This window comes from Gordonia terrae (genome assembly GCF_001698225.1).
In the GTDB taxonomy this organism is placed as follows: domain Bacteria; phylum Actinomycetota; class Actinomycetes; order Mycobacteriales; family Mycobacteriaceae; genus Gordonia; species Gordonia terrae.
In genome coordinates, this window is sequence record NZ_CP016594.1 from 1399627 (window position 1) to 1424836 (window position 25210).

The 25210-nt window shown below is 64.9% G+C and carries 22 protein-coding genes and 4 tRNA genes; 8 read left to right on the top strand and 18 right to left on the bottom strand.

The genetic code is table 11. The annotated features are described in order from the left end of the window. The first annotated feature begins 23 nt into the window (after positions 1 to 23). Positions 24 to 1352: an O-antigen ligase family protein gene (locus BCM27_RS06350; protein WP_004022704.1), complete on the top strand. Its 1329-nt coding sequence runs from the start codon at positions 24 to 26 to the stop codon at positions 1350 to 1352. Between the two features lie 203 nt (positions 1353 to 1555). Here BCM27_RS06350 and BCM27_RS06355 read toward each other — a convergent pair whose 3' ends face one another. Then, positions 1556 to 2623 (bottom strand): acyltransferase family protein, encoded by a 1068-nt coding sequence (locus BCM27_RS06355; RefSeq protein WP_004022703.1) that lies wholly within the window; start codon positions 2621 to 2623, stop codon positions 1556 to 1558. Between the two features lie 308 nt (positions 2624 to 2931). Here BCM27_RS06355 and BCM27_RS06360 point away from each other — a divergent pair, with 308 nt between their 5' ends. Both BCM27_RS06360 and BCM27_RS06365 read left to right on the top strand, forming a co-directional pair. Beyond that, positions 2932 to 3957: an acyltransferase family protein gene (locus tag BCM27_RS06360; RefSeq protein ID WP_275425838.1), complete on the top strand. Its 1026-nt coding sequence runs from the start codon at positions 2932 to 2934 to the stop codon at positions 3955 to 3957. Between the two features lie 419 nt (positions 3958 to 4376). Further along, positions 4377 to 5378 carry a cellulase family glycosylhydrolase gene (locus BCM27_RS06365; RefSeq protein ID WP_004022701.1) on the top strand — a complete coding sequence of 334 codons (1002 nt, stop codon included), beginning with the start codon at positions 4377 to 4379 and terminating at the stop codon, positions 5376 to 5378. Positions 5379 to 5382: 4 nt separating this feature from the next. On the opposite strand, the gene BCM27_RS06370 is transcribed toward BCM27_RS06365, so the two are convergent. The 11 genes from BCM27_RS06370 to BCM27_RS06420 form a co-directional block, all read right to left on the bottom strand. Further along, a complete protein-coding gene (locus tag BCM27_RS06370; protein WP_004022700.1) occupies positions 5383 to 5658 on the bottom strand; it encodes a cyclic-phosphate processing receiver domain-containing protein in 276 nt (91 codons plus the stop codon). Between the two features lie 83 nt (positions 5659 to 5741). Beyond that, positions 5742 to 6734 carry a YveK family protein gene (locus BCM27_RS06375; protein ID WP_004022699.1) on the bottom strand — a complete coding sequence of 331 codons (993 nt, stop codon included), beginning with the start codon at positions 6732 to 6734 and terminating at the stop codon, positions 5742 to 5744. Then, entirely contained in the window at positions 6731 to 8035 is a 1305-nt protein-coding gene (locus tag BCM27_RS06380) for an O-antigen ligase family protein (protein ID WP_004022698.1), read from the bottom strand. Before BCM27_RS06380 ends, BCM27_RS06375 begins: the two co-directional genes overlap by 4 nt. Next, positions 8032 to 8754, bottom strand: a complete 723-nt coding sequence (locus BCM27_RS06385) for a hypothetical protein (protein WP_004022697.1) — start codon at positions 8752 to 8754, stop codon at positions 8032 to 8034. Before BCM27_RS06385 ends, BCM27_RS06380 begins: the two co-directional genes overlap by 4 nt. Beyond that, positions 8754 to 9443, bottom strand: coding sequence for an LbetaH domain-containing protein (locus tag BCM27_RS06390; protein ID WP_004022696.1), 690 nt, complete (start codon positions 9441 to 9443; stop codon positions 8754 to 8756). The genes BCM27_RS06385 and BCM27_RS06390 overlap by 1 nt, the downstream gene beginning before the upstream one ends. After that, a complete protein-coding gene (locus BCM27_RS06395; RefSeq protein ID WP_004022695.1) occupies positions 9440 to 10096 on the bottom strand; it encodes a YveK family protein in 657 nt (218 codons plus the stop codon). The genes BCM27_RS06390 and BCM27_RS06395 overlap by 4 nt, the downstream gene beginning before the upstream one ends. After that, positions 10093 to 12108 carry a GDSL-type esterase/lipase family protein gene (locus BCM27_RS06400; protein WP_004022694.1) on the bottom strand — a complete coding sequence of 672 codons (2016 nt, stop codon included), beginning with the start codon at positions 12106 to 12108 and terminating at the stop codon, positions 10093 to 10095. Before BCM27_RS06400 ends, BCM27_RS06395 begins: the two co-directional genes overlap by 4 nt. Then, positions 12092 to 12940, bottom strand: a complete 849-nt coding sequence (locus BCM27_RS06405; protein WP_033204992.1) for a glycosyltransferase — start codon at positions 12938 to 12940, stop codon at positions 12092 to 12094. Before BCM27_RS06405 ends, BCM27_RS06400 begins: the two co-directional genes overlap by 17 nt. Further along, the gene (locus BCM27_RS06410) at positions 12927 to 14060 is read right to left on the bottom strand and encodes a glycosyltransferase (protein WP_004021363.1); all 1134 of its coding nucleotides are present in this window, start codon (positions 14058 to 14060) and stop codon (positions 12927 to 12929) included. The genes BCM27_RS06405 and BCM27_RS06410 overlap by 14 nt, the downstream gene beginning before the upstream one ends. Further along, positions 14057 to 14635, bottom strand: a complete 579-nt coding sequence (locus BCM27_RS06415; RefSeq protein WP_004021362.1) for an LbetaH domain-containing protein — start codon at positions 14633 to 14635, stop codon at positions 14057 to 14059. The genes BCM27_RS06410 and BCM27_RS06415 overlap by 4 nt, the downstream gene beginning before the upstream one ends. Then, on the bottom strand, positions 14632 to 15921 hold the full coding sequence (locus BCM27_RS06420) for a glycosyltransferase family 4 protein (protein WP_004021361.1): 1290 nt from the start codon (positions 15919 to 15921) through the stop codon (positions 14632 to 14634). Before BCM27_RS06420 ends, BCM27_RS06415 begins: the two co-directional genes overlap by 4 nt. Positions 15922 to 15998: 77 nt before the next feature. Between BCM27_RS06420 and BCM27_RS06425 the strand changes: the two genes are divergently transcribed. Then, a complete protein-coding gene (locus tag BCM27_RS06425; protein ID WP_240492362.1) occupies positions 15999 to 16442 on the top strand; it encodes an LbetaH domain-containing protein in 444 nt (147 codons plus the stop codon). Here BCM27_RS06425 and BCM27_RS06430 read toward each other — a convergent pair. From BCM27_RS06430 to BCM27_RS06445, 4 genes are all read right to left on the bottom strand, one after another. Beyond that, complete coding sequence (locus tag BCM27_RS06430) at positions 16410 to 17429, bottom strand: GDP-L-fucose synthase family protein (protein WP_004021359.1); 1020 nt, start codon at positions 17427 to 17429, stop codon at positions 16410 to 16412. The two genes, BCM27_RS06425 and BCM27_RS06430, sit on opposite strands and share 33 nt — an antisense overlap. After that, positions 17426 to 18457, bottom strand: a complete 1032-nt coding sequence (gene gmd / locus BCM27_RS06435) for a GDP-mannose 4,6-dehydratase (RefSeq protein ID WP_004021358.1) — start codon at positions 18455 to 18457, stop codon at positions 17426 to 17428. The genes BCM27_RS06430 and gmd overlap by 4 nt, the downstream gene beginning before the upstream one ends. Before the next feature lie 62 nt (positions 18458 to 18519). Then, positions 18520 to 20043 carry a sugar transferase gene (locus BCM27_RS06440; protein WP_004021357.1) on the bottom strand — a complete coding sequence of 508 codons (1524 nt, stop codon included), beginning with the start codon at positions 20041 to 20043 and terminating at the stop codon, positions 18520 to 18522. Between the two features lie 743 nt (positions 20044 to 20786). Further along, positions 20787 to 21626, bottom strand: a complete 840-nt coding sequence (locus tag BCM27_RS06445; protein ID WP_004021356.1) for an SGNH/GDSL hydrolase family protein — start codon at positions 21624 to 21626, stop codon at positions 20787 to 20789. Between the two features lie 187 nt (positions 21627 to 21813). Here BCM27_RS06445 and BCM27_RS06450 point away from each other — a divergent pair, with 187 nt between their 5' ends. Next, the gene (locus tag BCM27_RS06450; protein WP_004021355.1) at positions 21814 to 23217 is read left to right on the top strand and encodes a lipase family protein; all 1404 of its coding nucleotides are present in this window, start codon (positions 21814 to 21816) and stop codon (positions 23215 to 23217) included. A gap of 185 nt (positions 23218 to 23402) precedes the next feature. On the opposite strand, the gene BCM27_RS06455 is transcribed toward BCM27_RS06450, so the two are convergent. Then, a complete protein-coding gene (locus BCM27_RS06455) occupies positions 23403 to 24293 on the bottom strand; it encodes an SGNH/GDSL hydrolase family protein (RefSeq protein ID WP_239450673.1) in 891 nt (296 codons plus the stop codon). Between the two features lie 118 nt (positions 24294 to 24411). Continuing rightward, positions 24412 to 24484, bottom strand: a tRNA-Lys gene (locus BCM27_RS06460). Positions 24485 to 24666: 182 nt separating this feature from the next. Between BCM27_RS06460 and BCM27_RS06465 the strand changes: the two genes are divergently transcribed. The 3 genes from BCM27_RS06465 (at position 24667) to BCM27_RS06475 (ending at position 24972) form a co-directional block, all read left to right on the top strand. Beyond that, a tRNA-Glu gene (locus BCM27_RS06465) sits at positions 24667 to 24739 on the top strand. 47 nt (positions 24740 to 24786) lie between these two features. Next, a tRNA-Asp gene (locus BCM27_RS06470) sits at positions 24787 to 24863 on the top strand. 32 nt (positions 24864 to 24895) lie between these two features. Continuing rightward, positions 24896 to 24972: transfer RNA gene (locus BCM27_RS06475), tRNA-Phe, on the top strand. Positions 24973 to 25210 lie beyond the last annotated feature (238 nt).

Genomic DNA, 25210 nt, shown 5'->3' on the forward strand with positions numbered 1-25210 from the left:
AGTGCAACAGATGGTAGGTCTTCATGACAGTGGTTCTCGCCCTGTTAGTGGTTGGACTCGTGTGCGCTGTGGCGTACCTCGATCCGCGCTTCGGAGTCGCGACTGTGCTGGTCGGTTACGCGGTGGTGCCTTTTGCCGCTCGCGTCTCCCTCCTCGGTGTGCATATATGCACGATCCTGACAATTGCAGTCGCGTGCACACGTCTGCTGATTCCAGCTAGAGATCTTCCGCCGAAGTCGCAAGAAATACTCACTGCGATCCCCAGGGGAGCTACAGGCCTGGTAATGGTGTTTCTGCTCGGATCGCTCGGCTCGGAGCTGATCGTCGGAACGAGTCCGAGTGCTGCAATATCCTTCTGGCTCAACTTCATTTGCGCGCCGGTGCTGGTCTTCGTGTTGTGTTGCGATCTCGCCGAAAGATACGGTTCGTTCTATCGGATGCTCGCGATCGGATACGTGGTTGCAGCATGCGCACAGAGCGTGCTCGCATTCTTAGTATCTCGCAACATCGTTCCGCAGCCGTATCAGGACCAGTATGCGCGACGTTTCTGGTGGCACATTGTTGATGAGGCCAATCGGCAGATGGGTACCATCGACCACCCGCTTGACTTAGGCCTGTTCATAGCGACTGCGATTCCATTGCTCGCGCTGATGCGGCGCACGTGGCTCACTTACTTGGCGCTTGTTGTTCTCGTGGTCGGAGTGACGCTAACGCAGTCGCGCATTGGCCTCCTGGGAGCGGCGTTCGGTATTATCTTTCTTATATTCACGAGCTCGGCGACGTCCGGGCGGCGAATTATCCTGGGGTCTGGGGTTCTAGGGGCGTATCTCCTCTTCAGTGCCCTCGGCGCCTTTGACGCGGTTTCCGGCCGAATCGCGGATGACTCCGGTTCAGCTCAAGCTCGACGTAACGCCTGGACAGTTCTCTTGCCTGATGCCGGTAACTTTTTTCCGTTCGGCGAGGGCATTCAGAGAGTCAAGCCCTTCGTAGCTGCCGAATACGGCCTCCAGACCAGCCCCGAGTCGGCGTTTCTCGGATACCTAGTCGGTTTTGGATCAGTTCTTGCGCTGTGCTTCTTTGCCGCTGTGCTGTGGATTATTGCCCATCGGATTGCTGCAGACCGCACGGTCAACCCCGGTATGGCCTCGGTGCTTATCGCTTTCGTGTCGATTCAGTTGTTCTCATCTATCAGCACAGGGGGCACAGTCACCGCCTACGTTGTGTGGATCTGCATGTTCTTCGCTGTGGCCTATCCCACGTCAACCCTTACGGTCCCAGTGGTGCGACGAGCGCGGTCCTCCGCTGGAGGCAGTAGTGACGCACGCGCCTCCCGCTTGTCAGGAGCCCCGTGACACTTCGCCCATGCCTACCGACTGAGTGTGATTCCTCGGTCTTCGGCGGGCCGCGGGTGTCGAACGGTGTCCAACGTGCCGAGAGCCGACCGTTTCGCTGTCGCAAATCTCTCTGTACATAGAAATACACATCAAAGACCACAGCTGTCTCGTCACAACCCGCAGACCACGCACGTACGTTGGCGAGCAGCGCTAGCAGAAGCTCACTGTTTCGAGGCTCTGGTCAGTGCAGAATCGATAGCGCGTCTCCTTGCTGGGCGCAGCCAAAGCACCGACAGACGTGGGTAGCTAGGAAGAACGAAGAGAACGTCAAATGCTTTTAGGTTGTGGCGCAGCCAAACCAACGCAAAACCGCCTCCAAGCGCTGACAGGAGTCCGGCGAAGAGCAGAACGAGCGGTTGATCGACTGGCAGGGCCCGCGCGAGAACGTAGTAGGCGACCGCGATTATCGTGTAGTGGCTCGTATAGTAGACAATCGTCTCACTGCCGACAGACTGCAACAGCCTAGCCACCTTCGTATCGCCGATCAGTTGAGCCGCGCGAATGATGACGAGGATTCCTGCTGCAACCGGAATACAGTAGAGCGCCATGTACCGGACCTGAGTCCCGAGCAGTACTGCCGAAACCCCCGCTACGCCGGCGACGATCGCGGCGCCGGACAACGCCCACCACGAGCGGACCCAGGCCCGGTCGAAGAACTGCGAATTCATGGCCGCGTCTCCTAACCAAAAAAACGCAAGCATAAAAAGAAACTTGTACAATTGATAATAGCCGTCTATGTAATTCAGGGGTGCGGAAGCTGCGAGGAGTACTGGTATCAGGAATAGGCGTACGTCCTTAGAGATGAATAGGCTAATAATGTAATATGCAAACAAGAATGACAAGAACCATAAGTAAGTCGCCGTCCCGGTCGCGATGCCTAAAAGCTGTCCTGTCAGGGAGTCCTGACTTTGTCCTGCACCGGTTGCGGCGAGGAGTGTAATGAAAATGAAGGACCACACACAATACGGCCACAGGAGATTCCGCACTTTCCCCAAGATATAATCTCTACGGGGTTTGGACAGCGACCGGCTGAGGAGCATTCCAGACAGAAGTACCAGCGTGGGCATGCGGAAGGGTTCCCAGAAGTTGTTGAAGTCGGACAGCCATGGGAGCGCTTCGGGGTCGTACCTGGTGACTCGAGTTGTCGCGTGGTAGAGAACTACCAGCAGGATCATCTCGCCCCGGACCGTGTCCATCCAACGGACACGCGACGACACTTCGGGCTTCATCAACGCTCCCAAGAACTATAGTTTCAACTTGTGCTTGAATCGTGGCACACGCGACTGATCCATGCGAGCTGACATTGATGTGGAATACTGTGGTGGCTGTGCTTGCCAACGGTCTCACCTAGGCGTCAAAAGCTTCGGAACCGTTCGGTGTCACGGGTCAACACGCGTTCGACTCAATGGCTTTTCAACGGCATGCGTGGTTTGGGGTAGTCCGGACGGACGAATCCGGGACCTCTGATCCGTGCAGTTCTGCCGTTCGAAGCAATGCGAGGCATGATTCTATGGTGAAGACTCAGCGGTTCGAGTGGATGGACACTCTACGTGGAATTGCGATGCTGCTGGTGGTCGTTCTCCATGCTGGACTGGCTCTCCACTATTATGCAGATTCGTATCCGCGAATAATTGAGATCTTTAATCTCGCATTTCAGCCGTTTCGAATGCCGACGCTGATGTTCCTCAGCGGCATGTTGTTGACCAGGTCGTTGTCCAAGAATGCCCCCGTGTACTTCGCTGGGAAGGGCCGGAAGCTGCTCTGGCCTTACCTTGTATGGACAGTCATCATCCTTGCGGTGCAAGGGGACATTGATGGCCACACGCTGAGCAGAGCGCTCTACGACCCAGTCGAAACGCACCTGTGGTACCTGTGGTTCCTGCTGATCTTCTACACGATTGCGTGGCTGATCAAGCCAATCCCGTTCTGGATCCCCGGGCTGATCGCACTTGCCGTGTCACAGTTCATCATCGACGAGCTTCGGCTGCCAAAGATGGCATTTCTGTTCGCATTCTTCATGTTCGGCAAGGTCTACTCTGACCACGCCGAGCGCCTGTCTGTGTTTAATCGTGGTCGATATCTTGTTCCAGTCTTTGCGATTGGAGCGATTGCTTCTGGTTTTAGCATCGCACATTGGGAAGTGCTGTACGAACCAACCTACGTCTTGCCGGTCGCGTGCGGGTTGTTTCTTGCGATCTGTCTGGTGCCCCGTATTCCGAGAAGTCGCACACGCGAATGTCTCGAATACCTTGGCAGAAACTCCCTGATTCTCTACATTGTCCACCTCGTCGCCATAAAGTCTGTCGGCACTGTTCTCGGTGGCCACGGGATGACCAATCCTTGGTTGTTGTTCCCAGTGCTGCTTGCTGTTGGCGTCGGCACGAGCGTGGCGTTTATGCTGCTGCGTGACCGTTTCCGCGCTGTTGGCTGGTTGTTCGAGCTACCGAGCCGGGGGGCGAAAGGTCTGTCTCGAGCCGAGGACACTCGGCGACGCGAGGTTGAGTACCCACGCCGCCTAGCTGCGACGGACGATTCTCATGATGGCCGTGGGGGCCCGAACTGATCACTTCGGACCGATAGCTTGCCCGTCGAGTTCGACGCTTGCGCTTCGTCGATTCAGTCGTGGAGGCGAGTTCGAAAGCGCGAGCTCCTCATTTGATCGGATTTCCAGAGGCGTGCGCCATACTAGGTGATGCGAATGAGAAGTTGTCCTCATCGCATGTCGCGCCGGTGAAGCGAAGGTCCCGTAGATCCTAGCCTGTTCGCTTAGTTCAGGGACGGTCCGAGAGCGGAGCGTGCCGGTAGTGCCCAAGCCTGATTCGTCTGAAACTGTGACCGGATCGAGCAAATCGACGAGTGAAGCCGTTAGTTCTAACTCATCTCGGTGTCGAGTCTTGGGTGATGTGGTTCGATTGATAGAAGTCTTCAACAACGGCGGGGGGACACGTGCGCCGACTCTCAGCGACAGCCTGTCTATTGGCTGTGCTCACACTGATCCTGCTCGCCGCGCCGCAGTCGGCACACTCAGCTCCCCGCGTCCGCGTAGGCGTGGCGTCCATCTCGACCCAGTACGCCGGCGCCGACTTCGCCGGAGAGGCCGAGCAGATCAGGGCCACCGGAGCGACGGCCATCCGGATCCCGGCGAAATGGAATCTGCTTCAACCTTCGAACTCGAGTTCGTTCACGTGGACGCGATTGGATTCCGCGGTCAGTGCAGCCAGGTCAAAGGGGCTGTCGATCCTGATGAATCTCGAGGGGCCGGCTCCGGTATGGGCACAAAAGTCCGGTGCAAATCCGCTTGCCAACGGGAACGGGCCCGCGGACCCGGCCACTTTCGGTGAGTTCGCGAGACAGGTTGCAGTGCGATACTCATCGCGAGTAGCCGCCTGGGAGGTATGGAACGAACCGAATCTTGCGCACTATCTGATCCCGCCCACGGCCAATGAGTACGTCCCACTGCTCAAGGCGGCGTTCGGTGGAATCCGGGCGGGAGCTGGCAATCAACCTGTCATCACAGGCGGGCTGTCAAGTCTTCGAACCGAGACTCGAGACGTCACCTTCATCTCGGACATGTACGCACTCGGCGCGAAGCCGTACTTCAATGGGATCGGCGTCCATCCGTATACGCTGCCGTACCCGATCACCGCGGACCCGCGCGCCGGAGACGGAGGCGGCGCGGCGGTGCTGCCCGAGGGGCGCGCGATCATGGTGGCAAATGGGGACTCCACCAAGTCCATCTGGGTGACCGAGTTCGGGCAACCGACCGGGAACACGCCTGCCTCGACAACCGAAGCCGTCCAATCCAGCATCATCACTGACGCGGTCAACCGCGCGAACGGACTGTCGTGGATCGCGGCGATATTCCTTTTTACGTCCCGTGACCTGTCCGCGAACAAGGCGGATGACAACTCGAACTTCGGTCTGTACCGCTTCGACGGCTCGCCCAAGCCGGTCGTCGGGGCGCTGCAGGGTGTCCTGAACTGAGGGTCTACCAGCGCGTCTGGTAGCGATCGATCATCCCGGTCAGCCACTCGACGCCCACCGGGTTGGCGCTGTGAACGCGAACCTCGCGGGGCCACTGCTCGTGCTCGCACATCCACAGCACCACCGCCCGCGTGGTGTCGTCACCACCCAGATCGTGATCGAGCGACATCACATCGACCTCCTCGACTCGGGCGTCGAGGAGGTCGATTGCTTCAGCACTTGTCTTGGCCCACTCCCAGCCTTCTGGCGGGATGCGGAGATCGTCGACCCACAACTTCATGACCGACGATCATGCCGGGCGGGCGCGGGTGGGCATCTCTTTTGACGCCAGCTCCCGGAAGCGGAAAGCGCGTCGCCATACGGTCAGATGGCTCGGCCCGGCCCGACGAATCCGCCACCGTGCCGCGTTGCGGAGTGCCGGCTCAGGGTGTGGCGAGCTGTGTAACTGGCATTGCGGGGGGTGGTTTCGACACGGCTCCTCGCTTCGCTTGTCGCCTGCTCAACCAGCGGGGGTTGGCTGCCTGCTTCGCTCGTCGCCTGCTCAACCAGCGGGGAAAGGCTCGGTGCCTGTGTAACCAGCGGCGGGCGGGCTCCGGGTGCGTTGGTTGGGTGCTCGACCAGCGGGGCCCGGTGATTCGCTGCCGTCGACTGTTCGACAGGCACATGCTGGCTCCTCATCGCGCTGGACGGGCGGTTGATGGTGACCTCGATGTCGCCGGTGGTCGGACCGTCCGGGATGCGGTCGGACTGCTCCACATCGGACACGCCGCCGCGGCGACGATGGAGCAGCAGTGCGATCAGGGAGCCGGCGAGCGCACCGCCGATCGCGCCGATGCCGAGGAGCACCGGGTCGATGAGTTGCTGACGCACGGCGCCTTGGGTATTCGGGTCGACGACCACCAGTCGAAGTGCCCCGGGGCCGCCGCTGGCCGGCTCCTGCAGAGCGGTGACCGTGCCGACGAGTTCCTGCGCGAGGGCGGTGGACAGCCGTTCAGCGTCGGCCGACGTCGAGTTCTGGACGGACACATCGAGGATGACGGTCTGCGGCGGGACGCTGACCGAGATCTCGGAGATGAACTGTGGCAGAGAGATGTCGACCCCCGATCTGGCGATCGCCCGCTGCGCGACGGTCGGGTCGGTGGCCAGCACAGCGAACGTCTGGATGCTCGCCCGGGCCGCTTGGTTTCCCTGGTATGCCTCCAGCATGTCGGAGGTGCCGGTGGCGATGTAGGTCCGAACGGTCGCCACGTAGGTCTGCGGTTGAAGCAGCGAGTAGCCGATGGCGGCGATGAGGCCGATCAGGGTGAATGCCACGACGAGCATCCATTTCGCGGCAACGATGTTGAGGACTTTCATCGGGACTCCATCTGTGACTCGGTGGACACCTCGTGACCGGGCACGGGCGACAGGGATTGGGACGAACGGTGAACGGGCGGACGGTGGTGGTACAGGAAGTACGGGAGCAGTGCCGCAAACGGCGCGATGCCGAGGAAGTACGGCACATACACGGCCTCCAGCGAACTGAGTGCCAGGATCGTGCTGAAGTAGGCGAGCAGGAAGGCCCGCGTCGTTCCGTCGGTGGTCTGGACCACCTTGACAACGGCGGCGACGACGATGAGCAGAACCCCCCAGACCCCGACCGACAGCAGGATCTCCAGCCAGCCGTTGTGCGGGGAGTAGTTGGCCTTGAACAACAACGACGCGCCGGATTCCACCCAGAACGCCGGATTGTGGCCGAAGAACCACTGGTCGGGGATCTCCCGCAGCGCCTGGTTCCAGAGGTAGCCCCGCAAGCTGTAATCGGCGTTGGTGTAACCGATGTAGAGCGGGAACAGCGAATAGACGGTGCTCGCAACCAGCGCGAGACCCAGCAACAGGTTCCGAACCCGAGTGGTGATCGAGGGGATCGCCAAGACGACTCCGAGCAGACCTGCGACGGCGATGCCGCCGAAGGCGGTTCGGCTGCCGGCGAGGAGGCCGATCAGCGCAACCCCGGCGACCGCGGCGAGTACACGCCACATGGACACGCGGTACACCGCGAACGGCAGCAGGGCCGTGATGGTGATTCCCGCGAGATTGCCGTTGCCGGCGAACGGTGAGGTGAGCACCGCACCGAGGTCGGTGCACTTGTCGATACGGCACGCCCCGACGACGCGAGATGAGTTGAACAGCACCGACACCAGCAGGCTCCCGGTGGTCACGACGAGCGCGATCCGGGCGGACCTGGCCACATCGTCGAGCCCGAACGACCGGTAGCGGAACACGAAGCCCACCAGCAGTGCCATCGACATCACGAGATTGACGATCCTGCCCGAACCGTCGACAATCATCGCCGCGCAGGCGTACAGCATCAACAACGCGAGGATCGCCGCCGAGCTGTCGATGCGCAGATCGCTGGCGGAGACCGCACGAAGCGCTGCAGCCACGCTGATTCCCGCCGCAGGCCCGTACAGCAGAACCGCGAAGATCGGCCCGGCGGCGTCGGCCGTCGACCACAAGGCCGGGGCCACGGCGTAGATGACGATGACCGGCCATGCCGTCAACGCGATCAACCAACTGCACAGGAACCGATCGACATGCCGGGCCCACTGCCTGTCGTGGGCAACTGCGACGAAGAGTCCCAGTGCGACCAGCAACGTCACGAGAATCAAGGTCATGACGCCCACAACTCCCGGAATGACGCGGGACTCGTGCCCGGGGCGTCTTCGTAGAGTTCCCAGGTCGCCCAGCTCCCGGCGAATTCGGCGATGCGGCCGTCGGTGAACACGATCGACGTGGCGTCGGGAAGGTAGACCTTCGCCCGGTCTCCGTCGAGTTCGATCTCGAACCGAGCGGCGTCGCGGTCGAAGGCGGTCCGATAGGTGCCCTGGCCCAGGATTGTCTGTCCGACATCGCCCGCCTGCCAGATCGCATACGACCATCCCGTCCGCGTCGCGACGAAATGCACCGCCGCATCGGGTGCCGCGTCGGACTCGTTCTCCGGCACCGGTTTCGCGCTGACGAGGAGCGCGATGGCCCCGGAATCGTCTCCGGTGAAGCTCGCGGTCGCGCCGATTCGTGTGACTCGGGCGGGCGCGAGATCGGTCGAGATGTACGACGCCGCATCGGATGCGGAGGACGTGCCGTGCAGCAGACGCCCGTCCGCGACCCGGAGTGGGTGCAGACTGCGGCCCCGCTCGACGGCGACGAAACCGGGCGGTACCGCAGCCGCCGTGGCGTAATCGACGTGCACGGTGGCGCCCCGCGCCGAGGCGACCCGATCGTCAGACCGTTCGGCCTGTGCCGCGGTGGTGCACGCCGAACCCAGGACGACGACAGCGACGGCCAGGACTACGAGGGCCATCGACGACAACCGGGGCGTGGAGGTCGGAACCATCAGAATCCCTCGACCTCCCGCACCGGGGTCATATACGACGACCGGTACCACCACTTGCATTCGGGGAGATCGCGTCGCCACCGTGCCGGCGCCCCGGCGTACAGCCCGGCGTCGCCGACGGCGGATTCGGTAGACGCGGTCACCACCGATCCGGCGGCGACGAGCGAATAGGGAGGGATCACAGCGTTTTTCAAGATGAGGCACGCGGTCGCGGTCAGACTCCGCTCGCCGATGGTGATGGTGCCGATGGTGGTCCGGTCCTCGACGATGTCGATCTCGTGGGATTGCAGGAGACTCCGCGTCCCGCCCACTGCGCTGTAGGGCTCCATCTCGATCCGGCCCGAGCAGTCGAAGTAGTGGCGGTTCGTGACGGCGGCCTGCTCGGCCATCGACAGCACGCCGGCGCGCTCGCTGAATCTCTGGTACGACGGTGCGGCCGTGAACTGGTTCAACCGGCCGATGAAGTTGTCCTTCTCGAGTTCGACTCGCGCCATCTGCCGAAAGATGTTGAACGGAGCGATCACTCCGCGGTCTCCGATCCGGAACGGTCCGCACCCGAGCACGAGGTTCGGTCCGAGGCTGACGCCGTGACCGATGGTGTTGCCGAGGATGCGCAGCATCGCGTTCTTTGCCGTGGACGCGGGGAGCAGCCAGACGATCAGGCTGAGCCACTTGTTGGGTCGCTTCATGGTGTCCTCCAGACAACTGCGGTCGGTGTGGGTTGGGGGAGTGGTTGTCGGGCCGGGCGACGCGCGAACATCGCGGCGAGAACCAGTGCGGTCAGTCCCGCCAGGGTCGCCAGCAGTGCGGTGCGCACCGGCGCATCGGGGAATGTCCGATCGGCGTCCACCGGTCCGAGGACGAGTGATTCGATCGGTGCCGGTGACTCGAGTTCGGCGAGGGCCGCGGTGAATTCGCGCCCGACGCCCAACGCTGCTGCTTCGACGATGCGCGCGTCGTCGCCTCGGACGGTGAAGTCCATGATCGTCGTCTCGGGCGGAGCGGTGATCGACACCGCGCGCCGGAGTTCGGCGGGACTCATCGCGATGTGGTGGGTGTCGATCACGCGACGGAGGAAGTTCTCGCTGGTGACCAGCGACGAGTAGGACTCGATACTTCGCGTCAGCAGCATGGTGGGTGCGGGGTCGAAGTCCTGCGGTAACTGCATCGCATCGCGTTCATAGGTGAGGACGACGCGCGATGTCGCCTGGACCGTCGTGTGCTGTGTCGAGAAGGTGGTCACCGCCATCGCGAGGATCAGCCCGAGACATGCGGTGACCCCCAACGCGGTCGCCGCACGGATGACCCGTGGGCGGTTGTGAATGACGCGCGGCCGGTTCATTCGCAGCTCCCCTTGCGCGCCAGACTTTCCAGGACCGGTGTCATGTGGTCGGCGATGATGGCATGCCCCTCGTCGGTCGGGTGACGCAGATCGGCACCCACGATCGAATGGTCGCGGGGGGCGGCGTACCAGCCGCTTCTGATCGGATCGACGAAGGAGGCCCCGTGCCGCTTGGCGGCGCCGGCGAGCAACCTGTTGGCGCGCAAATACTCTGGCGCAACCGGGGCGTCGTGAATCCAGGAGAGCCCGACGATGACGACCGGCAGTTCGGGCCGGGCCTTGCGCACTGAGCGGATGGTGTCGTCGACCGCGTCACGGTACTGCTTCGACGGATGGGAGAGGTCGTTGCCACTGCCCACGAGCACGATCGCCGAGACATCGGGAGTGAGCAGTCGCTGCGCCTCCGAGGCGAACGTGGTGTGCCGGATTCCGGTGGTGAGGTAACCGGCGCCACCCCGGCCGGACACCCGTAGCAGCACCGGGCACGTGTTGAGGCGGGTCGCTGAGAGACGGCCCTGTGCGATGCGGGTCCAGTTCGAGCTGCCTTTGCCGCCGTACGTTGTTCCCTCGGTGAAGCTGTCACCGACGACGAGGATTCTGACGGCCGTGCCGTCTGCCGAGGTGCCGGTCGCCGACCGCGAGGTCGACGCGGCAGAGCTGACCTCGGCTCCGGCGTTGTGCGTCTCGGAACCGGGTTCGCGCGCGCCGGCGAAAGCCACCCCGCCGGTAAGGGCGAGAACCACGACGGCGGACGTCAGAAGTGCTTTCTCCCAGTGAGTTCGGATGAGTCGGGTCATTCTCCCACCTTCGTGGACGTCGGAGAGCAGGGCGGCGAGTACGAGTAGTTGACCGGCGACGGGTGCGAGCCAGAGGGCGTCGAGGTGGTCGAGTGCGCCGGCGAGGAGCAGGAGGGCCAGCGTCACCGCGCCGCCCAGGATGATCGCTGTGGTCACCGTGCCGGGACGGCCCGCGGCGATGTGCTTCGAGCTGATCGCCTGCGAGAGCGACGAGATGCCGGCCGCGATGATCATGCCGATCAAGAGGGTCTGGGCCGGTTCGTATTTGGTGCCGACGATCTGCACGATGACCCAGGCGACGGGCCACGCCGCGATGACGACGACGACGCAGTAGGCGATGACGATGTTTCGGTAGCGTCGGTAGATCCGGTCGAAAGCCGACGCGTCGTCGACGGTGCGGGCGAGTTCGGGGACCGCAACCGTCGACAGCGCGGCAGAGAGCAGTGTCAACGGCCCGGTGACGCGCGTGGCCATCGCGAAGTAGCCGACGGTCAGGGGCGGCGCGACCACGGCGAGGGCGGAGACCTGCAGCTGCGCCAACGTTCCCGACATCGCGAGCGCCCAGTAGCGGGCGGTCTCTGCGTCTGGCGCGTGGAGTGCACCGGCGGCGGTCCGAAGCCCCCGGACTCCGACGGAGACCGCGGGGACCATCAGCGCGGTCACGGCCGTACACGCGAAGACCAGCGCGAGTGCGGAGGCGTCGAGACTGCGGCCGGACACTGCCAACCCACCCCACACCAGGAGGGGTGCGGCGCGCTGCACGACGACGAGGCAGCTGGCGGCGGTGTGCGCGTGGGTGCCGGCCAGGAAGTTCTGCGCGAAGTTCTGCGCGGTGTCGGAGTAGGCGAACAGCGCGCCCGCCACGACGATGAGCGGAAACCCGCACGAGACGAGTCCGGCAACGGCGACGACGAAGACGGCGGACACGGCGATGGTGTGCGCGACGTACAGGCCTGCGGCGGTGTGGTTGTCTCCCGACGCGCTGACGCGCATCACCCGGATGGGTGCCCCGAAGCCCGCGGCGAGGCCGGCCACCACGCCGAGCGTGTACGCGAGGACGAACTGGCCGAAGGCGTCGACCGGGAGGGCTCTGGCCAGGAGCAACAGGAAGACACCGAGCATCGCGGAACTGGCCACCCGGGCCAGAATTCGCACGGAGGCATCGGTGCGCAGCCGGTTGCCTGCGCCTGCGCTCTGGTCAACTGCGGAAGACACCGCGCACCCTTCGATAGCCGGGAGTCAGCCGGATGCGGAACACCAGAAACGAGACGAGCTGTTCGAGGGTGCCGACCAGACCCAGCACGCGGTCCGTGGGGGACGTTGCATAGCGCAACCGGAGACGGAACGACTCGACGAGGAACGTCTGCCACAGGTTGGCCGACTTCGAGGCATCGTGAAAACGCAACGCGCCGATCGGAACCGGGATTGCCTGCTGTACCGGTGCGGTCTCGGCGATGCGGAACTGCAACGAGTAGTCCATCGTGCAATGCAGATCCTTGTCGAACCCGCCGAGCGAGGTCAGGTAATCCCGACGGATGAGAACCGAGCCGGAGAACGATGCGCAGGTGGATCGTCGCAACAGGGTTCGTGTCTCGATGGGCTTGCCGCGGTAGGTCCCGACCACCTCGCCACCGGCGCGCAGCAGTTGGTGATCTCCGGTCAGCACCGCTGCGCCGGGCGAATCGCGAAGCGCGGCACGAACAGCGTTCAGTGCGCCCTCGACGAGGATGTCGTCGGCATTGAGCCAGAGAACCCAGTGGCCGGCGGACCGGGCCAGTGCCCGGTTGAGCGCATCCGACTGGCCGTCGTCTGCCTCGATCACGGCTTTCACCCGCGAATCCGATTCGGCGAGAGCGGCGATGAGGATCTGGGTTCCGTCGGTCGACCCGGCGTCCTGGATGAGGATTTCGTCGTGCGGGCTCATCTGGCCGAGTGCCGAACGGATCGCCGGTTCGAAGTGAGCACCCGGGTTGAAGGAAGGGACGAGGATGGAGACGCTGACCGTCCCCACGCTGTTCGTCGGGTCGGCGAGATCAGCGGGCCGCATCGTAGCGCTCCTCCAGTTGTCGAGCGATCGACGAGATGCCCCAGTGCTTTTCGACAGCGATTCGTCCCCGCAGTCCTTGCGCGCGGGCCCGCGCCGGGTCGGTGAGGAGTCCGGTCAGAGCCGCCGACAGGGCGCCGATCGAGTCGTCGACGACGAGACCGGCGTCGGCGCCGGCAACCAGACCGGCGAATCCGCAGGTGTCGGTGACCACCACCGGCAGACCGGCGGCCATCGCCTCGAGAACCGACATCGGCAGCGGTTCATGAACCGACGGGAGCACGTAGATGGTCGCCTGTGCGAGACGCTCCGCCACCAAGCGTGCCGGAATCGGTGCCCCCCGACGGATGCGGTCGGCGACCTCGGGGTCGTGGGACGCGCGGAAGGTGCGAAGCACGTCGTCGACAACCGGCCCATCGCCCTCGTCGGGTCCGATGATCGTAAAACGGGCTGGGATCAGCGGCGCGAGTTCGGTTGCGACGCGGGCGAAGGTCACTGCACGCTTCCGGGGATGCAACCGGGCGAGAAAGAGGACCTCGGGCAGCCCGTCGGGGCTATCGGCCGGCATGGCGTCGGGCAGTGGCACACCATTGCCCAGGTAGGAGTAGCGCGGTGAACCGCCGATCGCCGATCGGAGCTTTCGCAGCTCGACCTCGTTCAGGTAGAACGCTGTTCGGGCATCGCGCACAGCCGGGATCGTGAGCGCCCGATCGATCACCTGATAGGGCAGCGACGGCCGGGGGTTGATCATCCCGTGTGTCTGCACGTGTGTCGGGACGTTGCCCCATGACAGCAGGCGAGCGGCGGGGAGGGTCACGAAGTCCCGACCGAGGTGGACGTGGGCGACGTCGAAATCGTCGGCGTGCGCCCGAATCCAGCACAGCATCGACGGCGCGATGATGCGTGAGAAGCTTCGCCCGCGGCCGACGGTTCGCGTCGGAAACGTGAGGACACGGACACCGGGCAGGTCAGGGGCGGCCGCCGGCCCGTCGTACGAGCCGGCGATGAGCGTGACCGCGTGACCCAGTTCGGCGAGCGCGCGACTCTGGTTGATCGCAACGGTTGCGGGTCCGCCGAACTCGCCTGCGGGCGACAGGAGTGTGAGTACCTGCAGGATCCTCATGGTCGGCCGCCCGGTGTCGAAGAACGCGACTTCGCCGAGATCGCCGGGATGACCACCGCTCCGGCGGGCACCTGCGCACCAGGCTGGAGCACAACGCCTTTCAGTACCGTCACGCCGTTGCCGAGATGGCAGCGATCGCTGATGACGACTGACTCGCTCGTGCGGGTGAAGGTGGGTGAGCGGTGGTCATGACCGCCCGAGCAGATGACCGTCCGTCGTCCGAGCGAGCAGTGGGCGCCGATGGTCACCGGTTCCGGGTTGATGATCCACACATCGCGGTCGATGCGCACGTCGTTGTCGAGGTCCAGCTTCCATGGGAAGTGCACCCGGAAGCTCCGGTGGATGTCGCATCCGGCACCCACCCGCGCGCCGAAGGCACGCAGCAGACGGGTACGCAGCACGGCGCCGCCGACCCCGCTTCGCAACACGGCGCCGACGCCCAGCCAGGTGACCATCCACAGTCGATTGCGTCCGCGATCGGACTTGTCGACGATGTAGTCGCGCAGGCGTCGGGGTTCGAGTTCGGACAGGACCTCCGAGCGCGCGGTGGTCGTGGTCGGAGTCGTCACGGTCATGCCCGCACCGAGGCATGGTGCGACAGCTTGCGCAGCCACATCTCGAATTTCTCGACGGCGGCGTCGGCACCGAGCACCTCTCGCGAATACCGTTCGCCCGCTTCGCCCATGATGCGTGCCGCGGTGCTGTCGGCGGCGATCTGGGTGATCGCTCCGAGCAAAGCAGCCGGATCGCCCGGGGGGACGACGACCCCGGCGAGCGAGCGCCGTACCTCGGCAGCGGTGATCCCGCCATCGGAAACCGCTGCCACCACCGGTATTCCGTAGCTGAAGTAGGTGGTCAGCTTGCTCGGCAGCGACATCTCGAGGACGCCGGGCTTCTCGTTGACCACCAGGACATCGGCGGCGGAGAGCATGAGGTGGAACTGATCGTCGGGCAGGGAGTCGACGAAGGTGACGTCCGTGCAGCCGCGCGCGCGGTCCTCGAGATGCCGGCGCTGATTGCCGTCGCCGACCAGATACAGGTGTACGTTCCGAGCTGCGTCCGACGACCCGGCGACGAGTCGTGCGGCGTCGACCAGGTTCTCCAGGCCCTGCTTCTGGCCCATGTTGCCGGCGTGCACCGCGACGATCGCGTCGGCGGACATGCCGAGTCGGTCTCGTGCGATGTCCCGGGGCGCACGAGGTTCGTGGCGCACCTGCGTCCAATTCCGGACGTGGGTCACCACCGCCGGGTCGACGCCGAGTCGGTCGACGATGATCTCGCCAAAGCGCGGATGCACGACCGCCACCTCATCGGCGGAGCAGAGGGCGAACTTCTCGAGTCTGCTCACGAGGGCGCGGCTGAGGGACCCGCCCGCGGCCGCTTCGCTGACTGCCTGGCTGTACAGGTCGTGGACCCAGACCCCCATCGGTGACAGCGTGCGACGCCCGACCCTGCGGCGCATCATCACCAGCGCCGACGCGATGAGCGGCGGACTGGCCATGACGGTGACGGCCTCCGGTCGCAGGTGGGCGACGATGGCGCGCAGGCCGAACTCGAGCTCCATCCGCGAGCGTGACACCAGAGCAGTGCCGTCTGGGATGCTGTGCGGTACTCGCACCACGATGACGCCCTGATCGACGACCGTGGACGTGTAGTCCGACATGTTCCCGTCGAGTCGCCACTGCGGGTAGTGCGGGTAACCGGTGATGACGCGCACGCTCCACCCACGAGCGGCGAGGCGTCGGGCGATGTCGGTGACGTAGGGCGCGATCCCGGTGACCTCGGGGGCGTAGTTGATCGCGATGAAGTCGACACACTTGCGACCCTCGGACCGATCCATCGGTTCGGCGACGCCGTTCATCGGGCCCGATCCACCTCGGGTTCGATACGATGGCGGTCGTGTTAGCTCAGTTGTCATCGCTGGCTTGGCCTTTCGTGATGCGTGCGATCGGGTTGGTGTTCGTGCCCAATTCCGTTCGCCTGGCGGTGCTCCGGGTGTTCGGTGCGGAGATCGGCCGCGGGGTGTTGATGCGACCACGTGTGCGGGTCACCAGTCCGGCGCGACTCGTGATCGGCGCGGACTCGTGGATCGGCGAGGCGGTGACTCTCGACAGCGCCGGTTCGATCCGGATCGGCGCGAACGTCGTGGTGTCGCAAGCCGCCGCGCTGCGGTGTCCGGCTGATACACGCGGTGAGCTGGTCGTGGCGGACGGCGCGTGGATTGCGTTGCGCGCGCGCGTGATAGGTCCGGTGACCATCGGACGACGCGCGGTGGTGGGTGCCGCCGCGGTGGTCTCCCGCGACGTCGCGCCCGGGACGGTGGTCGTGGCATCGGTCATCACCGACGACTCAGATCCGGACATCGCCGGCCCCGACCTCTGAGCAGGGGTCCATATCGGGGTGGTGAGCTGCGCGGTACCACTCGACGACGTCGGCGACACCCTGCTCGAGACTGATCGTCGGCCGCCATCCCAGGCTGTGAATGGTGCTGATGTCGAGCAGCTTTCGTGGCGTTCCGTCGGGTTTGGTGGTGTCCCAGTCGACAACACCGCCGTAACCGACGGCGTCGGCCACGATCGCGGCGATCTCGGCGATCGAATGGTCCATGCCGGTACCGATGTTGACCTGGCGCGGATCGTCGTGATTCTCGAGCAGGCACAGGCAGGCCTCGGCCATGTCGTCGGCGTGTAGGAGCTCGCGACGCGGTGTCCCGCTTCCCCAGTTGGTGACGCTCGGCGTGGCCCCCCGGCGCGCCGACTCGTAGCGTCGGATCATCGCTGGGAGCAAATGGCTCGTCTCGCCGGAGAAGTTGTCGTTCGGCCCGTACAGGTTGGTGGGCATCGCGGAGATCCAGGGCAGCCCGTACTGGCGTCGCGTCGCCTGCACCTGCATGATGCCCGCGATCTTGGCTACCGCGTACGCGTCGTTGGTCGGTTCCAGGGCGCCGGTGAGCAATGCGTCCTCGCGGATCGGCTGCGGGGCGAACTTGGGGTAGATGCACGACGACCCCAGGAACAGCACGCGCTCGACGCCATATGCGGCCGCCGCGTCGAGGACGTTGACCTGGATGCGCAGGTTCTCGGAGAGGAAGTCGACAGGCCAGGCGTTGTTGGCGGCGATTCCGCCGACCCGGGCGGCCGCGAGGATCACCACGTCGGGTGTGTTGTGCGCGAAGAACTCGAAGACGCTGTGCCGGTCGCGGAGGTCGAGTTCACGGCTGGTGCGCCCGATGATGTCGGAGATTCCCCGCCGCCGCAGCGCCCGCACCAGAGCCGAACCGGCGAGGCCGCGGTGGCCCGCGATGTAGAAGGTGGCCGACGGATCGAGCGGCCCGGGCTCCCAGCCGCGTCGTCGCACAGACCGCGTCATGACGCGCGACTCCAAGCGAGCAGTTGCGGCTTGTCGATCCACTCCGTGCCCTCGCATTTCAAGGCGGCGATGTCGGCATCGACCATGATCCGAGCGAGTTCCGGTGCGCGGACCGCGGCTCGCCACCCGAGGTCAAGTTCGGCCTTCGATGCGTCGCCGATCAGCGAGTCGACCTCGGTGGGACGCAGGTAGCGCTCGTCGAAGACGACGTGGTCGCGCCAGTCGAGGCCGGCGTGGTCGAAGGCGTGCTGGAGGAAATCGCGGACGGTGAAGGGCACACCGGTCGCGAGCACGTAGTCGGCGGGCTCGTCGGCCTGCAGCATGCGCCACATCCCCTCGACGTACTCCGGCGCGTAACCCCAGTCGCGCACGGCGTCGAGATTGCCCATGTAGAGGTCCTTCTGTACGCCGGCCTTGATGCGGGCGACTGCGCGGGTGATCTTGCGTGTCACGAAAGTCTCGCCGCGGCGGGGGGATTCGTGGTTGAACAAGATGCCGTTGACGGCGAACAGGCCGTAGGCCTCGCGGTAGTTACGGGTGACCCAGTACGAGTAGACCTTCGCCGCCCCATACGGGGAGCGAGGGTAGAACAGGGTGTCCTCGTTCTGCGGCGGGGGAGAGGCGCCGAACATCTCCGAACTGGATGCCTGGTAGTACCGGCATCGAATGCCCGCCTGGCGCACCGCTTCCAACAGTCGGACCGAGCCGATTCCGGTGGTGTCACCGGTGTGCTCGGGCTCGTCGAAGCTGACGCGGACGTGCGACTGCGCGGCCAGGTTGTAGACCTCGTCCGGGTCGATCGACGCGAGCAGCGTGACCAGTCGGGCGCCGTCGCTGAGATCGCCGTAGTGCAGGAACAGGCGGGCGAACGGGTCGTGCGGGTCCTGATAGAGGTGGTCGATCCGGGCGGTGTTGAACGACGACGATCGTCGGATGAGTCCGTGTACCTCATAGCCTTTGGACAAGAGCAATTCGGCGAGGTAGGAGCCGTCCTGACCGGTGATCCCGGTGATCAGGGCCTTCTTCATGGTGCTTCCTTCGAGTGGTGTCGATCCGTGGTGGCGGTGCGGATGATGGGTGGACGTGGCGGTCAATAGGCGCCCCGACGAGAGAGGACGGCGCTGGCGGTCCGCCAGAGGATGACGAGGTCGGTTGTCAGTGACCAGTTCTCGACGTAGGAGAGATCGAGCCGCACGGAGTCCTCCCAGGAGAGGTCGCTGCGACCGGAGATCTGCCACAGGCCCGTCATCCCGGGGCGGACGAGCATGCGTCGCCGGACGACCGGGTCATAGGACTCGACCTCTTCACGCAAGGGCGGGCGCGGACCCACGAGGCTCATCGTCCCGCCCAGCACGTTGAACAACTGCGGCAGTTCGTCGAGGCTGTAACGGCGGATGATTCGACCGACACGGGTGACTCGCGGATCGGCGTGGAGTTTGAAGAGGACTCCGTTCCCGTCGTCGCGGACGGCGAGGCCGGCGCGCATGGTGTCCGCGTCGACGACCATCGAGCGGAACTTCCACATCGCGAACGGAGTGTTGTCGGTGCCGATGCGTTCGGCGCGGTAGAACACCGGGCCTCTGCTGTCGAGCTTGACAGCCAGCGCGCAGAGCGCGAGCAAGGGTGAAAGAAGCACCAGCGCAACCACTGTCAGCACCTTGTCGAAGGTCTGTTTCAGAAAACGGTTGGCACCTTTGTATCGCGGTCGATCGATGTGGAGCAGTGGGAGTCCGGCCTCGGGACGCATGGTGATACGCGGGCCGGCGACGTCGATCAGTCCGGGGGCCACGAGCATCTCGACATCGCAGTTCTCGAGCTCCCACGACAGTTCACGCATCGCCCGATGGCCGAGTGCGTCGGCGGAGGTCACGGCAACGGTGTTGGCCCCGCAGGTGCGGACCAGCTCGGAAGCCCGGTCGTAGCCGGCGAAGATCGGGACTTCGGCGACCACGCCCTGGGTCGCGTGTCCGGCGGCGAACTTCGGGGTCGGAGAGGCGCCGGGCGGATCGGTGAGGCACACTCCCACGACTCGGTAGCCGAGGGCGGGATTCGTGTTCAACCGGTCGATGAGTGCTCGAGCGGATGATCGGGAGCCGACGACCAGTACCGATCGCAGGAATCGTCCGCTCTCGCGGCCCGCCAGGAGGTGTCGGCGCCAGGCCCATCGGCCGACGATGAGCATCAGCGTCCCGGCCGGGAGCGCGATAGCGATGAATCCGCGGGCGATGCCCAGAGCGAATGCGAGGTCGATGATGGCCCAGGCACCGAAGCAGACGAAGCAGGCGCTCAGGACACGGTGGTACTCGACAGGTCCGGTGCCCAGTATGCGGGGATCGCCGGCCTGTCCGACGCGCAACGCCGTCTGCCATCCGACGATGAGGGTCACGGTGACCAGGAGTGCGGGGATACCGTCGCGGCCGATCGGCCGGAAGGGGTCGGCACCGAACCGTAGGAACTGTCCGGCCAGAACGGCGATCGAGATGAGCGACAGATCGGTCCACGCGACGTGCCGCGCGTACTGGACCAGCCAACTCTGCGACGTGGTCGGCGTCGCGTCCGGAACACGGTCGGTACCGATGAAGGCCCTCGTGAACCGGTCAACTGGAACGCTCATGTACTCCCCCTGAGTGACGCCGAGGCGAACGGCCGGTTGTATTCGAGCGGCTCGCTGCCTTGGCGATTCGGAACACTACAACGCATTTCTCGGCTTTTACACAGATTGTTTTCGCGCGGGTTCGTCTGGACTACGTCGCTTTGTCGGAAAAGGCGGAGAACCTGGACGACTGACTCAATCCCGGTTTCAGAGCGGGATTCTCGATCACTGTCGAATGGGCTGGTATCGGCGTCGGGCGCGTTTGTCAGGCGATGCTTGTCGAGTGTTCCGAGAGCTGAGATTCGCGCCCATGAGACAACAGTGGTTGTCTCGTCGGTGGCTCTCTAGGTGTCCTGAACTGCAGGTTTACCGGGCCGTCCGTCAGCCGGTGCGCTCGGCGGTGCTTCGGTCGGCGTGTGGCGACGCTCGCGCCTGTGTTGCGAGTTGACAATCGCCGGTTGAGAAATGCCGGTTGACTAATGACCGCTTATTTTTGTGAGTCGTTTTCGTTGATCGGAACGTGAGCTATCGGGGCGTTCCCGAATCGAACCGGAATTGGACAATTCGACGGGTTGTCGTCGGTCGGAATGTCTCGCAGGAGAGTTCCGGGAAACCGCTCGGGACTGCCGGTGAGTTGGCACAATTTTGTACCGAGTCGGCGTGTCCCGGAGGGCGGCACGGCCAAAGGTGCGCACAGCGAACGGGTTTCGGGTTCCGCCGGTATGAGACGGCGATCAGCTCTGCAACGTGGGCTTCTACGGGGTCTAGAGCGCCCGGGCGATCAGATTTGCGATGGCTTTGCTTCCCAACGGCGTCGGGTGGCGGGGTTGGGTCTGGGATTGCGAGGCGTTCCCTTCGAACCAGCGCGCTGCGCCCGCGCATGCGTCATGTCCGACCGCGGCGGCGGCCACGTCGACGAAGGTCATCGATCGTGTGACGGCGGCTGTCCGCAGGATCGCGTCGAATCGCTTGAAAAACGCGTAGAGGTACGCGGCGTCGGCGTTGCTGATGTTCGCCTGGCCGGGGCAACCGGTTCGGCCGTAGTAGCCGCCGTGTCCGACGAGAACGACGCGAGCGAGGGGTGCACGGGCGGCGATGGCGCTCAGAGTTGCGCCGATCTTCGGTGCGACTGCGGTGAGGGCCGAGGTCATCCGGTCGGCCATGGCTCGATCCTGTCGACACCGAGCGTCCTGGCCGAACCTGGGCGTGAAGCAGGAGGAGACAATCGACCACCAGCGGAGATCGTTGCCGCCGATCGAGAGAGTCACCAGTCGCGTGGACCACGACAGGGCGTTGATCTGGACGGGCCGGGCGCCAAACGATGTCGTCTGTCGGCTGGTCGTGACGTCTGCTGTCGTGGCGTTCACGCAGGCGACCGAGGTGAAGCTCATCCGGAGCTGGGAGGCGAGGTGGTTCGGGTAGGCGTCGCGCGTACGGCCGCACCCGTCCGGATGCTGCGCCGAGGTCAGTGTCGGCGCCGCGGCGCGTGAGTCCCCGAGGGCGACGTAAGCGGGTGCCGCCGGCGCGGCGAGAACCGACGGTACCGACACACAGCTGATCGCGATGGCGAGGATGGCGACGAGTGCGAGGCGGATTCGGGTCACGGCGGGAGTATCCCAGCTGAACCGGCGGGCGTTACATGAGGCCTGCCTCGGACGAAACAATCAACGGGGCCGTTGCCGCCCGTTCACGCGAACCCTTTAGCATGACGGGGTTCGATTTCGATGCGAGCAGTGGCTGACCAGCGGGGTGTTCCGGTCCGGGATCGCTTGTGTGACAGGAGTGTTGGCGATGCCGGCATGGTGGAACGTGCGGGGCTGGATGCTGCGCGCGGCGGCCGCTGCAGTTGCGGCGACGGTGATGACGATCGGCGCGGTCGGAGGCCCGGCGGAGGTGTGGGCCGAGCCGCCGAACCTCGGTCCCGCGCCCTCCGCGGTGCCCGAAGCCATCGACGCCACGGTGCCGCCACCGCCGGTGAAGGAGCTCGAGCGCATACCTGCACGCTCGGTGACCCCCGGCGCCTCCCATGAGCTACAGGAACTTCGCGAGGCGGTCATGCCCTCGCCGAGTGGTGACCGGTTCTTCGATCAGTGGCCGGCGGATCTCACGCGCAGGGCGAGTGGAGAAGTCATCTCCACTCGCGATGTCATGCGCACAGCGCAGTTGTTGATGACGGTTCCGTTGCGGTCGGCCCGCCAGGTCAAGTTCCGCAGCGTCGACGCCGGTGGTCAGCCGATTTTCGGTACCGCGACCCTGTTGGTCCCGGCCAAGGCGTGGCAGGGACCTCGTTCGCGTCCGGTGCTGATTCACAATTCGCCGATCGTGGCGCTCGGTACGAAATGCACGCCCGGTTACACGCTGGCTCACGGCTATCACGCCGACACCAACACCACCGACCTCGTCCCGCCGTTCGCGCAATTGGCACTCGACCGCGGCTACGCGGTGATCGTGCCCGACCACACCGGCCCCCGGATGGCTTACGCCGAACCGTATGTCGCGGCACACGTGATCATGGACTCGGTACGTGCGGCGAGCCGGCTCGACCCCGACAACTTCAGCCGCGGCCCGATCGCCCTGCACGGATACTCCGGCGGTGCGATCGCGACCAATGCAGCAGCGAAGCTGGCCGATTCCTACGCTCCGGAGCAGGCCGAGAGGATCGTCGGCGCGGCATACGGGGGTGTGCCGGCCGACTACCGTTCGCTGGCCGGCGCCATGAACGCCAATCTCGGTTCCGGGGTGTTCCACGCCGCCATGCTCGGCGTCGCACGCGAGCGTCCCGAAGTCCTCGCGATGGCGAACAACGCGGCACGCTGGTTGGCCACGTCTCCGATGCGGGACCTGTGTACCAGCGGGATGGGTGCTCTGGGGGTGTCGCACATACCCACCCAGGTGTTGTCGGCAGATCCCGATCCCTACCATTCACCCGTCGCCGAGCGACTGTTCGAGATCACCTCGATGACGGACCACAAGGCGACGATGCCGTTGCGGATCTATCACGGGACGTACGAATGGTGGATACCGGCGAGCCAGGCGCGTGCTCTGTTTGCCGAGCAGTGTGCGCTGGGGGCATCAGCGTCGTACCGCGAGTACCCGGCCGAACACATGACCGGGATCTTCGCCGGCCTGCCTGACACGTTGACGTGGCTCGACGCCCGCCTGCGCGGGGTGCCCGCGCGGAGTGAGTGTCGCTGACGGGACGACTTGTTTCGACGTCGCCGCCGGCCGGCCAACGGTGGGGTGGCTTCGAACTCGGCGCCTCGCTTCGCTCGGGGCCGGCTCAACCAGCGGTAAGGCCCGGGGCCGGCTCAACCAGCGGTGGGGCCCGGGGCCGGCTCTGCCAGCGTGGGGCTCGGGACCGGGCTCAACCGGCGGTGGGGTCAGAGCGCTGCAACGACCAGATCCGCGATGGCGCGGCTTCCCAGCGGGGTGGGATGGCGGACCTGGGTCGCTGACCGCGAGATGTTTCCCTCGAACCATCGGGCGGCACCCGCGCATGCGTCGTGTCCGACGGCGGGGCCGGCGACGTCGACGAAGGTGACCGACTGCGCGTGGGCGGACTTCTCGAGTACTGCGTTGAAGCGCTCGAAGAACCGGAGGACGAACGCGGCGTCTGCGGTGCTGATGTTGGCTTGGTCGGGGCAACCGGTCTGCCCGTAGTAGCCGCCGTGACCGACGAGTACGACCCGCGCTTGGGGAGCGCGTCGTCGGATCTGGGTCAGCGTGGCGTCGATCTTGGGCGCGAGCCGGGACAGGCCGGAATCGATTCGCCTTGCCACCGAGGCGTTGCCGCGGCAGCGTGCGTCGTGGCCGAACCTTGTTGTGAAGCAGGACGACACCAGCGACCACCACTGCAGGTCGATGCCGCCGATCGACAGGGTGACCAGCCGCGTCGACCGGGACAGCGCGCGTGTCTGGGCGGGATGCGGACCGTAGAGCGTCGGTTGCGGTGTCGTCATGACATTCGCAGTGGTGGCGTTGACGCAGGCGACAGACCGCAAGGTGAGCCCGAGTCGCGCGGCCACGTGTACGGGGTAGCCGTCATGAGTGCGCCCGCATCCGTCCGGGCGCATGCTGGATCCGTTCGTGGGCGCCGCAGCGCGCGAGTCGCCCAGGGCGACATACTCGGGACCGCCGCCGGGGGATGCCGTCGCCGGCACTGCCAGCACGGTGCTGAGTACACAGATGAGGGCGGCGAGAGTCGTGATGCGGACTCGGGTCATCACGGGGCAGAGGATGGCCAGAGAATCCAGCCGGGCGGTTGCCGTCACCACCGGATCGTAGGTAGCCCATGCCCTCGTCGGCGCGTATGCCGACAGAGTTCGTCCGATCGGGTGACACTGACATCTGCTGTGCCGCAGGATGCTTCGTGGTGCGCGTCGATGTGGGTGCCCCCACCAGGGCTCGAACCTGGGACCTGCGGATTAAAAGTCCGTAGCTCTACCAACTGAGCTATAGGGGCAGGACCCCGGCGAGCCGGGGCGTCGATGAGTTTACAACGTGTGCACGCGGCGAGAACGTGGCCCTCCATGTGCGTGTCGTCGAACTCCTCGAGATGGCCCGTTTATGGTCCTGACCAGTCGATTTGTAGTTTGCGCGAGACGTGTCATAAGCTATCCAAGCTCCCAACGGAGAACACGACCGGCCCCCTTCGTCTAGCGGCCTAGGACGCCGCCCTTTCAAGGCGGTAGCGCGGGTTCGAATCCCGTAGGGGGTACGCCTGTCCGGTACTCGGCGACGAGGACCGGACAGATAATTGAACAAGGCCCTGTGGCGCAGTTGGTTAGCGCGCCGCCCTGTCACGGCGGAGGTCGCGGGTTCGAGTCCCGTCAGGGTCGCCAAAGGTTTCGGTTCATCGCAACCGGCACCTTCCGGCCAGGTAGCTCAGTTGGTACGAGCGTCCGCCTGAAAAGCGGAAGGTCGTCGGTTCGATCCCGACTCTGGCCACCACAACAATCCCCAGCAGTTCACACTGCTGGGGATTCTTGCGTTCGGACCCCTTCGTTCTCAGCGCCCAGAACGCAACCGCGACATGCGGTCTCAGAACGCCACCGACGATTTCGAATGGTTCCCCACAGCAACATCGGTCCGTCGCAGACGCGTTGCGGTGCACATGGGTTCGCTGACGGTGTCGTGGTTGCTCTGGAATGTTCTGGTCGCCAGGTGGTTTCGACTCGGCGCCTCGCTT